This is a genomic window from Hydrogenophaga sp., from assembly GCF_031426985.1.
Taxonomy (GTDB): Bacteria; Pseudomonadota; Gammaproteobacteria; order Burkholderiales; family Burkholderiaceae_C; genus Hydrogenophaga.
Genome location: NZ_JASJOY010000038.1, coordinates 1 through 18,663, shown reverse-complemented (window position 1 = coordinate 18,663; position 18,663 = coordinate 1). Strand labels below are relative to the sequence as shown.

Genomic DNA, 18,663 nt, shown 5'->3' with positions numbered 1-18,663 from the left:
GTTCCGGATTGTCCGTCAAGGTCCCGTGACGGCCTGCGGTGCCGGGCGCCGGTTGCCGGCCGCGATCAGGGCCACGATCTCGCGCAGCACCGCCTGGGTGACCGAGTGCGACAGATCGAGGGCGCGGTTGTGGCGGTAGTAGGGGCTGAGGTCCAGGCCGACGCCGATGCCGTAGACCTCGACCTCGCCCTGCGCCTGCAGCCCGGCCACCACCTGGCACAGGTGGTGATCGAGGTAGTGGGCGTCGTTGGCCAGCGCCGTGGCGCCGTCGGTGGGGCTGCCGTCGGAGATCACCAGCAGCAGGCGCCGGCCGTCGTGGCGCTGCACCAGGCGCTGCGCGGCCCAGGCGACGGCCTCGCCGTCCACGCCTTCGCGGAACAGGTCGCTCTTGAGCAGCGCGCCCATGGCGGGGCGGGCGCGGCGCCACGGCGTGTCGCTGTCCTTGAACACCAGGTGGGCGACTTCGTTGAGGCGGCCGGGGTGGGGCGGCCGGCCGGCGCGGCGCCAGGCCTTCTGGGCCCGCCCGCCGTTCCAGGCGTTGGTGGTGAAGCCCAGCACCTCGGTGATCACGCCGATCTGGTCCAGTGCCCGCGCCATCACGTCGACCAGGATCGCCACCGACTCGATGTGCTCGCGCATCGAGCCCGAGCAGTCGATCAGAAAGCTCACCGCGCTGTCGCAGACCGGGGCGTGCTGTTCGATGCGGAACAGGCGGCGTTCGGAGGGCGAGGTGATCAGCTGGCTCAGGTGGCGGCCGTCGATGTGGCCTTCTTCCTGGCCGTGCAGCCAGCCGTCGCGCACCGGGGTGGCGAGCACCGCGTTGAGCTCGCGCGCCAGCCGGGCCACCGACAGGCCCTGGCGTTCGATCAGTCGGTCCAGCTGTTCCCGGTTGTCCCGCAGCAGGGTGGTGCGCACCAGGGTGTCGGCGTGCGCCTCGGTGTCGAAGGCGTCGCTGAAGACCCGGTAGACGCCGCCCGATTCGGCCAGCGTGCGGCTGCTGCCCGAGCTGGCGGTGGTGAAGCCCTCGTCGCCGTCTTCGCCGTCGAAGTCCATCCAGAGGTTGAAGTCCAGCGGGTGGTCGTCGGGTTCGGTGTCGCTGTCGTCGGCGCCCGCCACCTGTTCCAGGTCGTAGGCGGCCAGCATGCCCGCCACCAGGCGGGCGATGGACAGCGCGTGCTGCGCGTACGCCGCCTGGTCGAAGCGCTGGCGGCGCAGCCCGGCCAGGTCGTGGCCCAGGCTGCGCACGATCGACATGCGGGTGGCTTCGATCGCGTCTTCCGTGGCCTCGACCACCGGTTGCGCGGTCACGCGCGAGCGGGTGATCTGCGCCACCGTGTACAGCAGCATGCCCTTGGCGGTTTCGGTCAGGCCGCTGTTGTAGAACGCCATCGACCAGGCTTCGAAGCGGTGGCGCAGGTTGTGCGCCATGCCGGGCATGTCGGCCGGCGCCAGCGCCTCGACGCGGAACTGCTCCAGCATCTCGAACAGCATGCGCTCCATCGGCTCGGCCGGGCGCAGGCGCGCGTGCAGCTGCGCATCGGCGCAGCGCAGGCGCAGTGCCATCGCGTCGGCGGCGCCGCGGAACGAACTGAAATCGTCCAGCGCCGGCTTGGGGCTGAGGTGCGGCGCGAACGGGGGCAGGGCCTTGTCGTCCCGGAACAGGCGCCGGCCGCGGAAATGCAGCCCGGCCTGGCCGCTCAGGGCCCGGATCGACGCGGCGCAGAGGTCGTCGATGCGCTGCTGGTGGCGCGTCGCGCCGGCCGTGGCCTGGGGCTCGACCATGAGGCTCAGGCGTCGCTGTGGGCGAACGAGGCTTCGAGTTCGCGGTGGAAGCAGCGCTGGAAGTACTCGGCGACGATGGGGCGCTCGGACTCGTCGCACTTGTTGACGAACGAGAGCTGGAACGCCAGGCCGGGGTCGCGGAAGATCTCCACGTTCTCGGCCCAGGTGATGACGGTGCGGGGCGACATCAGCGTCGACAGGTCGCCGACCCGGAAGCCCTGGCGCGTCAGCTCGGCCACCGCCACCATGGCGTTGATCATGTCCTGGCCCGCCGCGTCGGCGTAGGTTGGCACGCGGGCGGTGACGATGGCGACTTCTTCCTGGCGCTCCAGGTAGTTGAGCGCGACCACGATGTTCCAGCGGTCGATCTGGGCGTGGTTCAGGCGCTGGGCGCCGTGGTAGAGGCCGTTGAGGTTGCCCTGGCCCACGGTGTTGGCGGTGGCGAAGAGCCGGAAGAAGGGGTGGGGCCGCAGCACCCGGTTCTGGTCCATCAGCGTGAACTGGCCGTCGCGCTCCAGGATGCGCTGGATCACGAACATCACGTCGGGGCGGCCGGCGTCGTACTCGTCGAAGATCAGCGCCATCGGGCGCTGCAGCGACCAGGGCACGATGCCTTCCTGGAACTCGGTCACCTGCTGGCCCTCGCGCAGCACCACCGCGTCTTTGCCCACCAGGTCGAGCCGGCTCACATGGCCGTCGAGGTTGACCCGCACACAGGGCCAGTTCAGCCGTGCCGCGACCTGCTCGATGTGGGTCGATTTGCCGGTGCCGTGCAGCCCTTGCACCATGACGCGGCGGTCGCGGCTGAAGCCCGCCAGCAGCGCCAGCGTGACCGCCGGGTTGAAGCGGTAGCAGCTGTCGATCTCGGGCACGTGCTCGTCGCGCTCGGCGAAGGCCGGCACCCGCAGGTCGGTGTCGATCCCGAAAACGTCGCGAACCGAAACGGTCTGGGTCGGGCGCAGGGAACTCAGTTCGGACATGGGGTCGGGTCTTTCAGGTGGGGCGGCGGCCGGGCTCAGTCGAGCGTGCCGTCGTCAAGGGTGTCGGTGGCGTCGTGTTCGATCTGGCTGAGCGCGTCGGCGGCGCGTTGCAGCGCGGGCAGCAGGCCCAGCGCCTTGTCGGGGGTCAGCCGCATGATGGGCGCCTGCACGGCCACGCAGAGGTTGGAGCGGCCTTCGGGGCTGGGCACCAGCACGGCCACGCACATCAGGCCGGGCAGAAACTCTTCGTTGTCGAGCGCAAAGCCCTGGCGCTTGACCTGTTTGATCTCTTCTTCCAGCGCCTCCAGATGGGTCAGGGTCCTGGGCGTGAAGGCCTCCAGCGGGGCATGGCCCAGCAGGCGCTGGCGCTGGGCCGGCGTCATGCCGGCCAGGAACAGCTTGCCGCTGGCCGAGCAATGCACCGGCACCCGCGAACCCGAGTGCAGATAGAAGCGCAGCGGCGCGGGCGTCTCCACCCGGTCGAGGTACATCACCTCGCTGCCGCTGAGCGCTGTGAGGTTGCAGCTCTCGCCGATCTCGTTGACCAGCGCGCGCAGCACGCCGTGGCGGGCGCCGTGGAAGGTGTCGTTGAGCAGCAGGTTTTCGGCCAGCTTGCGCAGCCGCACGCCGGTGCCGTACTGGCGGCTGTCGCCGCTGCGTTCGAGCAGACCGGCGCTTTCGAGCTGCTGGAGCATGCGGTGCAGCGTCGGTTTGGGGATGCCGGTCTCTTCGGCCAGGCCTTGCAGCGAGAAGAACTGGTCCTTGGACGCGACGACTTCCAGCAGCGCGAACAGGCGCAGCGTGGGGGTGTCGCCGTTGATTTCGGTTGGAGCCTGGGCCGGAGCGGGGACGCTTTTCATGGGTTTGATCATAGCTGATTTTCAATAAACGACAAAAAACGTTCCGAAAAATGAGATTTCAGTTGACGATGACGCAAAGAGGCCATAAAGTCGCCATGCGTTTCAAAAAACGGAATGCAGCGTTTCATATTTAACCGTTTCATCACCGGCCAGCGCCGCAGGAGACTCTCGATGAGCAAGAACCCAACCGACACCCGCACCGTCGTCAGCGGCGTGCAAAAGATGACGCCTTCCGAGGCATTTGTGGAAACCCTGGTGGCCAACGGCGTGACCGACATGTTCGGCATCATGGGCTCGGCCTTCATGGACGCGATGGACATTTTCGCGCCCGCCGGCATCCGCCTGATCCCGGTGGTGCACGAGCAGGGCGCGGCCCACATGGCCGACGGCTATGCCCGCGTCTCGGGTCGCCACGGCGTGACCATCGGCCAGAACGGCCCCGGCATCAGCAACTGCGTGACCGCCATCGCGGCGGCCTACTGGGCCCACAGCCCGGTGGTCATCATCACCCCCGAGACCGGCACCACCGGCATCGGCCTGGGCGGCTTCCAGGAAGCCAACCAGCTGCCCATGTTCGAAGAGTTCACCAAGTACCAGGGCCATGTGACCCACCCCAAGCGCATGGCCGAGTACACGGCGCGCTGCTTCGACCGCGCCATGAGCGACAACGGCCCGACCCAGCTCAACATCCCGCGCGACTACTTCTACGGCGAGATCGAGTGCGAGATTCCCAAGCCCCAGCGCGTGGACCGCGGTGCCGGCGGTGAAGCCAGCCTGGCCGCCGCCGCCGAACTGCTGGCCACGGCCAAGTTCCCGGTCATCCTGGCCGGCGGCGGCGTGGTCATGGGCAACGCGGTGGAAGAGTGCAAGGCCCTGGCCGAGCGCCTGGGCGCGCCAGTGGTCACCGGCTACCTGCGCAACGACGCCTTCCCCGCCAGCCACCCGCTGTGGGCCGGCCCGCTGGGCTACCAGGGCTCCAAGGCCGGCATGAAGCTGATCGCCCAGGCCGACGTGGTGATCGCGCTGGGTTCGCGCATGGGCCCCTTCGGCACGCTGCCGCAGCACGGCATGGACTACTGGCCCAAGACCGCCAAGATCATCCAGGTCGAGGCCGACCACACCAACCTGGGTCTGGTCAAGAAGATCTCGGTCGGCATCTGCGGCGACGCCAAGGCGACCGCGCTGGAACTCACCAAGCGCCTGAGCGGCAAGACCCTGGCCTGCGACGCCACCAAGGCCGAGCGCGCCCAGACCATCGCCAGCGAGAAGGCCGCCTGGGAAAAGGAACTCGACGAGTGGACCCACGAGAAGGACGCCTTCAGCCTCGACATGATCGAGGAGAACAAGAAGGAGAAGACCTTCAACGGCGGTGACTACCTGCACCCGCGCCAGGTGTTGCGCGAACTGGAAAAGGCGATGCCGCCGCGCGCCATGGTGTCGACCGACATCGGCAACATCAACTCGGTCGCCAACAGCTACCTGCGTTTCGAAGAGCCGCGCAGCTTCTTCGCCCCGATGAGCTTCGGCAACTGCGGCTACGCGCTGCCGACCATGATCGGTGCCAAGCTGGCCGCGCCGGACCGCCCCGCCATCGCCTACGCCGGTGACGGCGCCTGGGCCATGAGCATGGTCGAGATCCTGACCGCCGTGCGCCACGACATCCCGGTGACGGCCGTGGTGTTCCACAACCGCCAGTGGGGCGCCGAGAAGAAGAACCAGGTCGACTTCTACAACCGCCGCTTCGTCGCCGCCGAGCTGGAAAACGAGAGCTGGTCCGAAATGGCCCGCGCCATGGGCGCCGAAGCCATCGTGGTCGACCGCCTGGAAGACGTGGGCCCGGCCCTCAAGAAGGCGACCGACATGCAGATGAACGAAGGCAAGACCTGCGTCATCGAGATCATGTGCACCCGCGAACTGGGCGACCCGTTCCGCCGCGACGCGCTGGCCAAGCCGGTGCGCTTCCTCGAAAAGTACAAGGACTACGTCTGATCGACTGAGTCCCTGAGCTCCCCTGTACCGCGCAGCGTCCGCTGCGCGGTACCGGTGCCCCTTTTCCCCTTGAAAGCGGAGGCCACATGGCTGCTCCCGTGATGTCGCCGGCGCCCGAGACCGCACCGGCGCAGGCCGTGAACGCGCCTGCACACCCCCATTTGAAGTCGCTGGTCGACGCCGCCCGGGTCCTGGGCCCGATGCGCGTGGCCATCGCCTACCCCTGTGACGCCGCTTCGCTGGGCGCGGCCATCGAGGCCGCTCGCGCCGGCCTGATCGTGCCGATCCTGGTCGGCCCGCGTGCCCGCATGGATGCGGCCGCCCTGCAGGGCGGGCTCGACCTGTCCGGCTGCGAAGTGGTCGAGACGGCCGACGACCCGCGCGCCGCCGCCGCACGCGCCGCCACCCTGTGCCGCGACGGCACGGCCGCCGCCCTGATGAAGGGCAGCCTGCACACCGACGAGCTGCTGGGCGCCGCCGTGGCGCGAGACGCCGGGCTGCGCGGCAGCTCCCGCGCCAGCCACGCCTTCGTGCTCGACGTGCCCGGTGTGGCGCGGCCGCTGGTGCTGACCGACTGTGTCGTCAACATCGAACCCGGCCTGATGGAAAAACGCGACATCGCCCAGAACGCGATCCACTTCGCGCACGCCATCGGCATCGCAAATCCCCGCCTGGCCATCCTGTCGGCGGTGGAGAACATCAACCCCGCCATCGCCAGCACGCTGGACGCCGCGGCCCTGTGCAAGATGGCCGACCGAGGCCAGATCACCGGCGCCGTGCTCGACGGTCCGCTGGCCTACGACAACGCGATCTCCAGCGTTTCGGCGCTCAACAAGGGCATCGTGTCCGAGGTCGCCGGCCGGCCCGACATCCTGCTGCTGCCCAACCTGGAGGCCGGCAACATGGTCTACAAGCAGCTGGTCTACATGGCCGGCGCCGAGTGCGCGGGCCTGGTGCTGGGCATGAAGGTGCCGGTCATCCTGACCAGCCGCTCCGACTCGATCACCGCGCGCATCACCTCGTGTGCGCTCGCGGTGCTGGTGGCCCGCCAGGGAGCATCCGCATGAGCGCGATCGCCCTTGACCGGCTGCAGCCCGCGAAGTTCGTCATGCACGTGCTGCCCGGCACGCTGCTGGCCGGTGTGGTGGCCATGGCGGCCACCCTGGTCTCTACCCTGCACGGGGGGCCCCAACTGCTGTATGCGCTGTTCTTCGGCGTGGCCTTCCACTACCTCAGCGCCGACCCGAAGGCCAAACCCGGGATCGAGTTCTGCTCGCGCAACGTGTTGCGCCTGGGCGTGGGCCTGCTGGGCGCGCGCATCACCGCCTCGCAGATCGCCGGGCTGGGCTGGACGACCGCGGCGATCGTGGTGGCCGCCGTCGTCACGACCCTGCTGGTCGGCTACTTCCTGGGCAAGCGGCTGGGGCTCAACCGCGCCCAGGGCACGCTGTCCGGCGGGGCGGTGGCGATCTGCGGCGCCTCGGCCGCGCTGGCGATCTCTTCGGTGCTGCCGCGCACCAAGGAGAGCGAACGCTTCACCCTGATGGTGGTGGTCACGGTCACGGTGCTGTCCACCGTGGCCATGGTGGCCTACCCGCTGATCGCGCGCGCCCTGAACCTGCCGCCGGAACTGGCCGGCCTGTTCCTGGGCGGCACCATCCACGACGTGGCGCAGGTGGTCGGCGCGGGCTACATGATCGACCACCCGACCGGCGACTACGCGACCATCGTCAAGCTGTTTCGCGTCTCCATGCTGGCGGTGGTGGTGGTGGCGGTCTCTGCCATGTTCAAGAGCGAGCGCGAGCAGGCCGAACGCGAGATTGCCGCCAACGGTGGGAAGGCCGTCACCGCCAAGCAGCCGCTGGTGCCCTGGTTTCTCTGGGTCTTCGTGATCCTGGTGGCCGTCAACTCGCTGGGTTTTGTGCCGTCCGCGGTGGGCACGGCGTTGAGCGATTTCTCCCGCCTGTGCCTGGTGGTGGCGATCGCGGCCCTGGGCATCAAGACCTCGTTCCAGCAACTGGCCGAGGCCGGCTGGCGGCCCTTCACCCTGTTGCTGGTAGAAACGGTGTGGATGGCGGCCTTTGTGCTCGTCGCCCTGTTCGCGCGCCAGCACGGACTTTTCTGACCACCCGCCCGACCCTGCGGGGTCGGGCGCTCCGACCCGAGGCGAGGGCTTCGTTTGAAGGCTTGGCTTCACCATGACGACGCTGGCTTCCCTGCCGCTCTGGGGCACCCTCGGTGTGCTGCTGTGCATCACCCTGGCGTCCTACGTGCAGACCCTGACCGGTTTTGCCTTCGGCCTGATCTTCCTGGCGCTGGTCGGGGTGTTCGACCTGATCCCGGTGGGGGTCGCGGCCAACGCCGTGACCCTCATCACCCTGAGCCAGACCGTCATCCACTTCCGCGAATACCCGCTCACCGACGACTGGCGTGTGATCCGCCCCGCGATCTGGCCCAGCCTGGTGGGCGTGGCGGCGGGGCTGGCGCTGTTGTTCTGGCTCAGTGACAGCGCGCTGTACCTGCTCAAGATGGCGCTGGGCGTGTCGGTGATCGGTTCGGCCGCCTTGCTGGTGGTGCGGTTCGTGCCCAAAGCCGAGATCGATGCCCCCGGTTCGTTCGCGCTCACCGGTCTGCTCGCCGGCCTGATGGGGGGCATGTTCTCCACCGCGGGGCCGCCGCTGGTCTACAAGCTCTACCGCCAGCCCCTGAGCCTGCCGGTGATCCGTCAGGCGCTGCTGGTGATGTTCGGCCTGAGCCAGCTGGTGCGGCTGGGCATCGTGCTGGTCTCGGGGCAGTTCACGCCGGCATCGCTCGTCTATGCCCTCATGGCCGTGCCCCTGGTGTTCCTGGTCACGCGCGGCAACCGGCGGTACCCGCTCAAGCTCTCTTCGGTGGCGATTTCCAGGGTGGCCGCCGGCCTGCTGCTGATGGCCGGCGCCAGCCTGATCGCCACCGCCTGGTAGCCGTTGCGGCCGGGATCAGCTGGCCGCTTCCGGCGGGTAGCGGTGAGCGCGGTCCACCAGATGGTTCATCTGGCCCGCCGCGTGCCGGGTGAGCGGGTGCGGCGTGTAACCCTCCCGCGGCGAGATGTAGGTGGCCATTTCCCGGGCCAGTGCCTTCTGCTGCGGGGAGGCATTGGCGAGCAGGGCAACCATCATGTTTTCCAGCGCGATGACCCGCACCCGCAACTGCACCAGTTCGGCGTTGCTCAGCGCGGGTTCGTCGCCCCGCATGGGGCCGGTGGGTGTGCGTCCGTCGGTCGGTGGCAAGGTTTCGGACATGGGGACCTCCTGGGTGGGCGGTGGCCGGCGATGCACGGCCCTCTGGGCGCCTCGCAGGATATTGCGCCCAAATCCCGTTCGGGTGGCGAAAAACCGCGCTGCGCACCGGTCTGCTGCGCAGATCACGCACTGCGTGCGCGGCCACCTTTTTTGCTTGTGCACAAAGTCCGGCCAGGTGCTTCGCTCCTGTCTGCTGCGCAGCTCACGCACTGCGTGCGCGGCCACCTTTTTTGCTTGTGCACAAAGTCCGGCCAGGTGCTTCGCTCCTGTCTGCTGCGCAGCTCACGCACTGCGTGCGCGGCCACCTTTTTTGCTTGTGCACAAAGTCCGGCCAGGCGCTTCGCACCCGTCTGCTGCGCAGCTCACGCACTGCGTGCGCGGCCGCCCTTTTCTGCCCAGGTCCGGGTCCAGCGCACCTGCATCTTGCGCATCACGCCCAGCATCAGCAGCGAGAACACGGCCAGCACGACGAAGCCGGTGAGGAAGCTGTCGGTGTTCTGTTTGGACTGGCCCATGAGCATGGGCACCAGGCCGCCGCCCAGGGCACCGATCTCGCCGATCATGGAACCGGCCACGGCGGTGGAGGTGGGCCAGCGCAGCGGCACCAGCTGGAACAGCGCGCCGTTGCCCGCGCCCAGCGCGGCAAAGCACAGGATCAGCAGCAGCGTGGTCAGCACGATGGACTGCGACGACAGGCCCACGCCGACCAGCGCCACGGCCACCACCACCAGCACCACGGTCAGCGTGTTGACGCCGCCCCAGTGGTCGGAGATCCAGCCGCCGAACACGCGCACCGCCGCGCCCATGAAGGCGGCGAGCATGGTGAGCTGGCCGGCCTGCACCTTGCTCACGCCGAACTGGTCGTGGTAGTAGGTGGGCAAAAAGGTGGTGATGCCGATGAAGCCGCCGAAGGTGACGACGTAGATCAGGCTGAAGACCCAGCCGTCTTTTTCCAGCAGGCAGGCCAGGTGGTCCTTCATGTTGGCGTGCTCGTCGCGGTCGGGCGGTTCCTTGGCCATGAAGGCCACCACCAGCATGGGCACGAACGAGGCGAGCGCCGCGAAGCCGTAGACGGTCTGCCAGCCGTAGGCCTGCGCCAGCGGTGGGGCGAGCAGCGCCGCCACGGCGGTGCCCACGTTGCCGGCGCCCACCAGGCCCATGGCCAGGCCCTTGTATTTGGGCGGGTACCAGCCCGAGCCCAGCGACATGGCCACGCCGAAACTGGCACCGGCCACGCCCAGCAGCAGTGCCATCTTCAGCAGGTCGTCGTAGCTGTGCACGAAGAAGTAGCCGAAGGCCATGGTGACCGTGATCAGGCTCAGCTCCACCAGGGTGGCGGTCTTGCGACCCACGTACTGCGCCAGCAGGCCGAGGGGGAACCGCATGATGGCGCCGGCCACGATGGGGATGGACAGCAGCAGGCCCTTCTGCGCCGGCGTGAGGTTGAACTCCTCGCTGATGAAGGGGGCCATGGCGCCGTTCATCACCCAGATGACGAAGGAGAACATCAGGTAGAAAAAGGCGGCGAACAGCGTGGGCGTGTGGCCACTTTTGAGGAAGGTGCGGAATCCGGCCATGGTGGTGGTCTGCTGTGGGGCGGTCTGGGGGATGAAGTCATTGCGGCCACGGGGCGCCGGCGCTGGCGGGTGCGGTCGCAATGGCGCGTGTACACCGCAGTCGCGGTGGTGCGCAGAGGGGGAAGGCCTTCGTCAGCCTTCAGCAGCTTCATTGCAAAGTCCGTGCCCACCGAAGTCTTGTGCAATGCACCATGTTTGTGAGATTCGCGCGAAAAAAGGGGCGCACCCAGCCGGGTGCGCCCCTTTTTGGTGGACGACCGGGGTGGTCCGTCAGGCAGCTTTCTCGACGTGCCCCTGGCGCGTGTAGAGGAAATCGATCACGGCCTTGCGGTAGTGCTGGTACTGCGGGTCGTCGGCCAGGGCCACGCGGTGGCGCGGGCGCGGCAGTTCGACGCTCAGGACTTCGCCGATGGTGGCGGCCGGGCCGTTGGTCATCATCACGATCTTGTCGGACAGCAGCACGGCCTCGTCCACGTCGTGCGTCACCATGACCACGGTGGCCTGGGTCTTGGCGACGATCTCCAGCAGTTCGTCCTGCAGCTTGGCACGGGTCAGCGCATCGAGCGCGCCGAAGGGCTCGTCCATCAGCAGCACCTTGGGTTCCATCGACAGGGCGCGGGCGATGCCCACGCGCTGCTTCATGCCGCCGGAGATTTCGCCGGGGCGCTTCTGCGCGGCGGCCGTGAGGCCGACCAGGGCCAGCGCGGCTTCGGTGCGTGCTTTGAGCTGCGCCTTGTTTTCGGTCGAGCCGAACACGCGCTCGACCGCGAGGTGGATGTTCTCGAAGCAGGTCAGCCAGGGCAGCAGGGAGTGGTTCTGGAACACCACCGCGCGCTCGGGGCCGGGACCGTTGATCTCCTTGTCGGCGCACAGCAGCACGCCGCTGGTGGGCGTGGTCAGGCCGGCGATGAGGTTCAGCAGCGTGGACTTGCCGCAGCCCGAGTGGCCGATCAGCGCGACGAACTCGCCCTTGGCCACGGTGAGGTGGATGTCCCTGAGCGCGGGGAACAGGCCCTTCTTGGTCTTGAAGGTCTGTTCAACGCCCTGGATGTCGATGTACTTCGTGTTCATGCTTTCACTTCCTCAAAGGTGAAGAGAGAGGCCAGCTTGATGAGCGCGAACTCCAGCAGCAGGCCGACGATGCCGATCACGAAGATGGCGATGATGATGCTGGAGACGTTGAGGTTGTTCCACTCGTCCCAGACCCAGAAGCCGATGCCCACGCCGCCGGTCAGCATCTCGGCCGCCACGATCACCAGCCAGGCGGTGCCCACCGCCAGCCGTACGCCGGTCAGCATGTAGGGCAGCACGGCGGGGAACAGGATCTTGGTGAAGATCTTCCATTCGGACAGGTTGAGCACGCGCGCCACGTTCATGAAGTCGCTCGGCACGCGCTGCACGCCGACCGCGGTGTTGATGACCATGGGCCAGATCGAGCAGATGAAGATGGTCCAGATGGCGGCCGGGTTGGCGCCCTTGAACACCAGCAGGCCGATCGGCAGCCAGGCCAGCGGCGAAACCGGGCGCAGCAGGCTGATGAGCGGGTTGAACATGCGCGAGAGGAACACCGAGCGGCCGATGGCAAAGCCCGCAGGAATGCCCACCAGCGCCGCCATGCCGAAGCCGATGGCCACGCGTTGCAGCGAGGCCAGCACGTTCCAGCCCACGCCCTGGTCGTTGGGGCCGTTGCGGTAGAACGGGTCGGAGAACACCTGCACCGCCTGTGCCCAGGTCTCGGCGGGCTTGGGGATGCCGCTGTCGCTGGTGCTGGCAATGGCCTGCCAGATCAGCACCAGCAGGGCCAGGCCCATCAGCGGCGGCAGCACCGCCATCCAGAACCCGCGGAAGTCGCGCGCCGGTTTTTTGGGGGCCGGTGCGGCGACGGCCTTGGGGGTGGGTGCGGTCATGGCTTTGGCCAGGGGTGACAAGGCGGGGCTGGGGGCCGGAGCCTCCAGCGGCGAATGAAAAACAGCGGCAACCATGGTGGTTCTCCTTGCGTTGGAACGATCAGGCTTTCACTTTGAAACTGTCGGCGTATTTCGCGGGGTCCTTGCCATCCCACACCACGCCGTCCACGAACTTGCTGCTGCGCATCTCGGACGCGGGCAGCGGCGTCTTGCTGGCGGTGGCGGCCTGCTTGTAGATGTCGATGCGGTTGACGGCCTTGGCCACGGCCAGGTAGTCGGGGTGGCTCTTGAGCAGGCCCCAGCGCTTGTGCTGCGTGAGGAACCACATGCCGTCCGACAGGTAGGGGAAGGTGGCGGCGCCGTTGTCGTAGAACTTCATGAAGTTCGGGTCGTCCCAGGTCTTGCCCAGGCCGTTCTGGTAGCGGCCCAGGATGCGCTGGTTGATCGCGTCCACGCTGGTGTTGACGTAGGCTCGCTGGGCGATGGTCTCGGCCATCTTGTTCTTGTTGGACAGGCCGCCGTCGATCCACTTGCCGGCTTCAAGGATGGCGGCCGTCACGGCGCGCGCCGTGTTGGGGTACTTGTTGACGAACTCGGCCGTGGTGCCCAGCACCTTTTCGGGGTGGTCCTTCCAGATGTCCTGCGTGGTGGTCGCGGTGATGCCGATGCCGTCGATGATGGCGCGGTGGTTCCAGGGCTCGCCCACGCAGTAGCCGTCCATGTTGCCCACGCGCATGTTGGCCACCATCTGCGGCGGCGGCACGGTGATGACCTTGGCGTCCTGCATCGGGTTGATGCCGTGCGCGGCCATCCAGTAGTACAGCCACATGGCGTGGGTGCCGGTGGGGAAGGTCTGGGCAAAGGTGTATTCGCGCTTCTCGCTGGCCATCAGCTTGGCCAGGCTGGCGCCGTCCACCGCGCCCTTGTCGGCCAGCTTCTTGGACAGCGTGATCGCCTGGCCGTTGCGGTTGAGGTTCATCAGGACGGCCATGTCCTTCTTGGGTCCGCCGATGCCCATCTGCACGCCGTAGATCAGGCCGTAGAGCACGTGGGCAAAGTCCAGTTCGCCGTTGACCAGCTTGTCGCGCACGCCGGGCCAGCTCGCTTCCTTGCTGGGCACGATCTTCACGCCGTACTTCTTGTCGATGCCCAGTTCGGCCGCCATCACCACGCTGGCGCAGTCGGTCAGGGGGATGAAGCCGATCTTGACCTCGGCCTTCTCGGGCGCGTCGGAGCCGGCGGCCCAGACGCCGCTGTGGCCCAGGGTGGAGAAGAAGGTGGCGGCGGCCGCCCCCTTCTTGATGAAGTCGCGCCGGCCGGTGTCGGCGGCGGGCGCAGCCGTGGTGGAGGCCGCGGTGGCGGGGGTGGTGCTGCTGCTGTTGCCAGAGGTCATGTCCAACTCCTTCAAGGTCAAAAAATCGGTGGCCCAAAAGCACAACGGCGTCCATCGCGTGACCTGCGCCAAGGGCAGGTCGGCAATGGACGCCGTTGTCCGTGTCTGGGAAGACGTGTCAGGTGGGAACCGCCATTGGCCCCCGCCCTTTGCAAGACCTAATGCAGGGAGCGTGCCAGCCCTCGGGTTGGCACGCGATCCGTCTGAAGACAGCTGATTTCAAAGGGAAAATCCGCCAGGCCGTGTGCGGGAGCGGCGGCGCGGGTGTGGCCCTGTCTTGGTGCACCGGCCCGGTGCGGCGGCTGTCGGGCACGCTCTTTGTGCGCTGCAGCAAACGCGCGCCACCGTCCGTGGCTCAGAGGAAGGGGCGCTCGGGCAGCACCTCGGCCATGGACAGCACGGCCTCGGCCACCTCGATCAGGCGGCGGTTCTGGTTCATCGCCATCTGGCGCATGGTCTTGTGCGCGGCGTCTTCGCTCAGGTGGCGGTGCGCCATCAGCAGGCCCTTGGCGCGCTCGATGGTCTTGCGCTCGTTCAGGCTGGCGCGCACCGTGTCCAGCTCGTCGCCCATGCGTTGCAGGCGCTGGGCCTGGTCGCGCACCAGCTCCAGGATGGACCGCTCCACCTGCGGGCCGTAGGGCTGGCCGGGCTGCGCCAGCGTCACCGGCAGCGGGGGCACCTGTCCGGGGGCGTCCTCAAAAAAGTCCGCCCCCTCGTCGGTGGCATCCGGCGCGGCGCCCGACACGCTGAGCTGCAGCCGCTCGAACGCGGCCAGGTCCAGCTCGGCGGCGCGCACGCGCTTGCCGCACAGCGCCAGCAGCTCCGCGGCCAGCGCGTCTTCCACCGTTTTCATGGCGTCGATGCGGCGGGTACAGGCGTCGAACCAGGTCTGGCTGGTGGCGGCGTCCAGCGGGGCGCCGGCCGCCGCCGTGCACAGGATGCGGCGCAGCCGTTCCAGGCTGGCGAGGATGTCGGGCCGCTGGGCCAGCTGCCAGACCTGCTGCAGCGGGTCGCCCGCGAAGTCGGCAAACACCTGCAGGCAGCGTTCCTGCGACTCGATCAGGTGCAGCAGGCGCTGCTGGTCGTCGGCGTGGGCGCGGCCGGCGGCGAACAGGGCCGAACCGGTGGCGCGCTCCTGCCCGGCAAATTCCTTGCCCTGCATGAAGTTGAACAAGGCCACCAGGTGGCGCGAGATGCCCGGGTCCCAGGCGCTGTCGGCGGCTTCGAACACCACCGCCAGCAGGGCACTGACCAGCCGGATGTAGGCCGCCGTGGCCTGCGCGGGCGACCAGCTCTGGGCCTGCACCCGCTCGCGCAGGCGGGGCAGGGCGGTCAGCCCCTGCAGGGCGTAGGCGATGCGGCCGAACAGCCGGGCGCGGTGGCCGCTCTGCGCGGCCTCGGTGTCCATCTGGTCGAAGCAGGCCAGCACCTTGGTCTGCAGGGCCAGGCTGCGCATCACCTGCTCGCGGCATTCCACCGCCCAGCGCTGGCCTTGTGACCCCAGGTACAGGTTGGACATGCCGCGCTCGCGCTGCAGGGCGTGCACCAGCCGCGCCACGGCGTTGACCAGCTCGCTGGTCAGCGCCAGTTGCCGCAGACCCGCGATCTCGCAGCGCTTGGCCGCCATCAGGAAACTCAGAGCCGATTTCATGCCCTGAAGGGCAGCAACATTCGTGCCGCGGGAGGGTTGCGACCCGCGCAGCGGCGGAGCGGGGGGGCTTTGCGATCCGGCGCCGGGCCGCCCCAAGGCAGGCCCAGCCCCCGTGGGGGGCAGCGACCCGCATCAGCGGCGGAGCGTGGGGGCCAGTCAGCCAGTCAGCCAGTCAGCCCGTCAGCCCGTCAGGCTTCAGGCCGGCATCATGCCGTGGCGCTGTTTGAGTTCTGCGGTGGCGGGGCTGGCCGCGAAATCGAGGAAGGCCTGCACCGCCGCCGCCTGCTGGCTGAGCGACGCGCGCGCGGCCGAGAAGGTGGTGACGATCTGTACGGCCTCGGGCAGGCCGCCGATGACCTGGATGCCGGGCACGCCCATCATTTCGCTGAGCTGCTGGAAGCCCAGCGCCACCTCGCCCCGGGCCACCAGCGAGCCGACCGACACGCCCGGCGGCGGGGTGACGATGCGCGGCGCGATCTGCTGTGCGATGCCCCAGCGCTCGAACAGCGCGGCCAGCTGCACGCCGCTGGGCCCGGTGGAATAGCCCAGCGTGGGTGCGGCCAGCACAGCGGCTTTCAGCGCCGCTTCGGTGCCGATGTCGGGCACCGGCGCGCCGGCCGGCACGGCCACGGCCACGGCCGAATGCACCAGGTCCGCGCGGGTGTCGGCCACCACATGGCCGCTGGCGGCCAGCCGGGCGATGGCGTCGGACGCGAGGGCGACGATGTCGAAGGCCTCGCCGGCCACCACCCGCTTGGCGGCGTCGACGCCGCCGACCGAGGTGACGGCGACGGTGGTGCCCGGCTGTTGCTGCGCGAACGCGGCCACCAGGTCGGCCAGCAGGGCCTTGGTGGCCATGGAAGAGATCAGGGTCAGGGTGGTCTGGGGCATGGCGGTGAGGGGGCTCGGTGGGGACCCCTCAGCCTATCAAAGCGCAGCCGGCCTGCCCCGTGGCGGGGCCATCTTTCTGTTATCAGGCCGCGGCATGGAGGGCGGTGTCGACCTCGTCCGCTGCCTCGGCGGTGGTGGCGGCTGGGGCGGTGGTGGGCATCAGCTGTGCCCGCACCGAGACCACCGAACCGATCATGATCAGCGCCGGCGGGCGCACCTGGTGGCGCAGCGCCAGCGAGGGCAGCTCGGCCACGGTGCCCGTGATGCAGCGCTCGTCGGGCAGGGTGGCTTTTTCCACCAGCGCGGCCGGCGTGTCCCCCGGCAGGCCGTGGGCCACCAGCTGGCGGCAGATCTCGGGCAGGTTGTTCACGCCCATGTAGAGCACCACCGTCTGGCGCGGGCGGGCGAGCATGGCCCAGTCCATGTCCAGGCCCTGGCCGTCGCGCAGGTGGCCGGTGGCCAGCACCAGCGAGGCGGCGTGGTCGCGGTGGGTGAGCGGAATGCCCACCGACGCGGCCGCCCCCTGCGCCGCCGTGAGGCCGGGGATGACGGTGAAGGGAATGCCCTCGGCCGCCAGCGCCTGCGCCTCTTCGCCGCCGCGGCCGAAGATGTAGCCGTCACCGCCCTTGAGGCGCAGCAGCGAGCGGCCGCTGCGCGCCAGCCGCAGCATGAGTTCGATGATGTCGTCCTGCGGCAGGGTGTGGCGCGAACTCTCCTTGCCGACATAGATGCGTTCGGCGCTGGGGCTGAGGTGGTCCAGCACGGCGGGGCTGACGAGGTGGTCGTACAGCACCAGGCTGGCCGCCTGCAGCGCCTTGACGGCTTTGACGGTCAGCAGCTCGGGGTCGCCGGGGCCGGCGCCCAGCAGCGTCACGGTGCCCGGCGGCGGCACCGCCGCACCCGACGGACGGGGGGCTGTCAGCGCTGGCGTGAGATTCACCAGGTTCATGGGGCGCACTCCTTGTGGTGACAGCGTGGGGCCGTCTGTGGTGTTGGTGCCCATTGTTGGAAATACAACGGTGCCCGTCCTTGAACCAGTTCAAGGACAGCGCGGTGGCCCGGGCGGACGATGCGTCCAGCTCGCACAAAGGCCTTGGACAGCTGCCTGGCGAGCGGTTCCGGTGCCCCAGGGAGGGCGCCGGATCACCTCCACAGCTGATCCGATCGGAGAGAGAAAACCCATGAAAGCCACTCAGATCGTCCTGTCCTCGCTGGCCATGGCCGCGATGTTGGTCGCCGGCGCCAGCCAGGCCCAGGACAAGAAGAATCTCACCCAGCCAGAGGCCAATTACCAGGCCGGCGGTTCGCCCCTGGCCAATGAGCCGATGTACCAGGCGAGCAACCCCAAGGCGCCGCCCATGACGCAGGCCGAGTTCGACCAGGCGCGCAAGATTTACTTCGAGCGCTGCGCCGGTTGCCACGGTGTGCTGCGCAAGGGCGCCACCGGCAAGCCGCTGACGCCCGACATCACCCAGAGCAAGGGCACCGACTACCTCAAGGTCTTCATCGCCTACGGCTCGCCCGCCGGCATGCCCAACTGGCAGACCAGCGGCGAGATGAGCGAGAAGGAAGTGGACCTGATGGCGCGCTACATCCAGCACGACGCGCCCACGCCGCCCGAATACAGCATGGCCGACATGAAGGCCACCTGGAAGGTCATCGTCCCGCCGGAGAAGCGGCCGACGAAGAAGATGAACAACTACAACATCACCAACATCTTCAGCACCACGCTGCGGGACACCGGTGAAGTGGCGCTGATCGACGGCGACACCAAGCAGATCATCAACATCGTCAAGACCGGCTACGCGGTGCACATCTCGCGCCTGTCGCAGTCCGGCCGCTACCTGTACGTCATCGGGCGTGACGCCAAGATCAACCTCATCGACCTGTGGATGGAGAAGCCGGACAACGTCGCCGAGATCAAGGTCGGCCTCGAGGCGCGCTCGGTGGATACCTCCAAGTACAAGGGTTACGAGGACAAGTACGCCATCGCCGGTTCCTACTGGCCGCCGCAGTTCACGATCATGAACGGCGACACGCTCGAGCCGCTCAAGATCGTCGCCACCCGCGGCATGACGGTGGACACGCAGGAATATCACCCCGAGCCGCGCGTGGCCTCGATCGTGGCCTCGCACTTCCACCCGGAGTTCGTGGTGAACGTGAAGGAAACCGGCCAGACGCTGATGGTGAACTACAGCGATCTCAACAACCTCAAGATCACGGCCATCGGCACCGAGCGCTTCCTGCATGACGGCGGCTGGGATTCGACTAAGCGTTACTTTCTGGTCGCGGCCAACCAGCGCAACACCATCGCCGTGGTGGACGCCAAGGACAACAAGCTCGTCAAGCTGG

The 18,663-nt window shown here is 68.3% G+C and carries 16 protein-coding genes; 5 read left to right on the top strand and 11 right to left on the bottom strand.

What is annotated here, in order from left to right; genetic code table 11:
• Positions 1–15: 15 nt before the first annotated feature.
• Genes RMP09_RS04830 through RMP09_RS04820 form a run of 3 tightly spaced genes read right to left on the bottom strand, consistent with a single transcriptional unit; the run spans position 16 to position 3,634 of the window.
• Positions 16–1,782, bottom strand: a complete 1,767-nt coding sequence (locus tag RMP09_RS04830) for a cobaltochelatase CobT-related protein (RefSeq protein WP_310564868.1) — start codon at positions 1,780–1,782, stop codon at positions 16–18.
• 5 nt (positions 1,783–1,787) lie between these two features.
• Positions 1,788–2,762: an AAA family ATPase gene (locus RMP09_RS04825; protein ID WP_310564867.1), complete on the bottom strand. Its 975-nt coding sequence runs from the start codon at positions 2,760–2,762 to the stop codon at positions 1,788–1,790.
• Positions 2,763–2,797: 35 nt separating this feature from the next.
• Complete coding sequence (locus tag RMP09_RS04820; RefSeq protein ID WP_310564866.1) at positions 2,798–3,634, bottom strand: IclR family transcriptional regulator; 837 nt, start codon at positions 3,632–3,634, stop codon at positions 2,798–2,800.
• 159 nt (positions 3,635–3,793) lie between these two features.
• Between RMP09_RS04820 and xsc the strand changes: the two genes are divergently transcribed.
• From xsc to RMP09_RS04800, 4 genes are all read left to right on the top strand, one after another.
• A complete protein-coding gene (xsc, locus tag RMP09_RS04815; RefSeq protein WP_310564865.1) occupies positions 3,794–5,611 on the top strand; it encodes a sulfoacetaldehyde acetyltransferase in 1,818 nt (605 codons plus the stop codon).
• Positions 5,612–5,697: 86 nt separating this feature from the next.
• Positions 5,698–6,678, top strand: a complete 981-nt coding sequence (locus RMP09_RS04810; RefSeq protein ID WP_310564864.1) for a bifunctional enoyl-CoA hydratase/phosphate acetyltransferase — start codon at positions 5,698–5,700, stop codon at positions 6,676–6,678.
• Entirely contained in the window at positions 6,675–7,736 is a 1,062-nt protein-coding gene (locus RMP09_RS04805; RefSeq protein ID WP_310564863.1) for a YeiH family protein, read from the top strand. The genes RMP09_RS04810 and RMP09_RS04805 overlap by 4 nt, the downstream gene beginning before the upstream one ends.
• Before the next feature lie 73 nt (positions 7,737–7,809).
• Entirely contained in the window at positions 7,810–8,574 is a 765-nt protein-coding gene (locus RMP09_RS04800) for a sulfite exporter TauE/SafE family protein (RefSeq protein ID WP_310564862.1), read from the top strand.
• Between the two features lie 15 nt (positions 8,575–8,589).
• On the opposite strand, the gene RMP09_RS04795 is transcribed toward RMP09_RS04800, so the two are convergent.
• From RMP09_RS04795 to cobA, 8 genes are all read right to left on the bottom strand, one after another.
• Positions 8,590–8,892: a hypothetical protein gene (locus RMP09_RS04795; RefSeq protein WP_310564861.1), complete on the bottom strand. Its 303-nt coding sequence runs from the start codon at positions 8,890–8,892 to the stop codon at positions 8,590–8,592.
• A gap of 362 nt (positions 8,893–9,254) precedes the next feature.
• Positions 9,255–10,469, bottom strand: a complete 1,215-nt coding sequence (locus RMP09_RS04790; RefSeq protein WP_310564860.1) for an MFS transporter — start codon at positions 10,467–10,469, stop codon at positions 9,255–9,257.
• Between the two features lie 270 nt (positions 10,470–10,739).
• Positions 10,740–11,540, bottom strand: a complete 801-nt coding sequence (locus RMP09_RS04785; protein ID WP_310564859.1) for an ABC transporter ATP-binding protein — start codon at positions 11,538–11,540, stop codon at positions 10,740–10,742.
• Entirely contained in the window at positions 11,537–12,451 is a 915-nt protein-coding gene (gene ntrB / locus RMP09_RS04780) for a nitrate ABC transporter permease (protein WP_310564858.1), read from the bottom strand. Before ntrB ends, RMP09_RS04785 begins: the two co-directional genes overlap by 4 nt.
• 25 nt (positions 12,452–12,476) lie before the next feature.
• On the bottom strand, positions 12,477–13,769 hold the full coding sequence (locus RMP09_RS04775) for an ABC transporter substrate-binding protein (protein ID WP_310564857.1): 1,293 nt from the start codon (positions 13,767–13,769) through the stop codon (positions 12,477–12,479).
• 355 nt (positions 13,770–14,124) lie between these two features.
• Entirely contained in the window at positions 14,125–15,420 is a 1,296-nt protein-coding gene (locus RMP09_RS04770) for a nitrate- and nitrite sensing domain-containing protein (protein WP_310564856.1), read from the bottom strand.
• A 195-nt stretch (positions 15,421–15,615) separates the two neighbouring features.
• Positions 15,616–16,311, bottom strand: a complete 696-nt coding sequence (locus RMP09_RS04765) for a substrate-binding domain-containing protein (protein WP_310564855.1) — start codon at positions 16,309–16,311, stop codon at positions 15,616–15,618.
• Positions 16,312–16,393: 82 nt separating this feature from the next.
• Positions 16,394–17,260, bottom strand: coding sequence for a uroporphyrinogen-III C-methyltransferase (cobA, locus tag RMP09_RS04760; protein WP_310564854.1), 867 nt, complete (start codon positions 17,258–17,260; stop codon positions 16,394–16,396).
• Between the two features lie 232 nt (positions 17,261–17,492).
• On the opposite strand from cobA, the gene RMP09_RS04755 reads away from it, so the two are divergent.
• Positions 17,493–18,663: cytochrome D1 domain-containing protein (locus tag RMP09_RS04755; RefSeq protein WP_310564853.1), on the top strand; the 1,171-nt coding region annotated here is incomplete at its 3' end.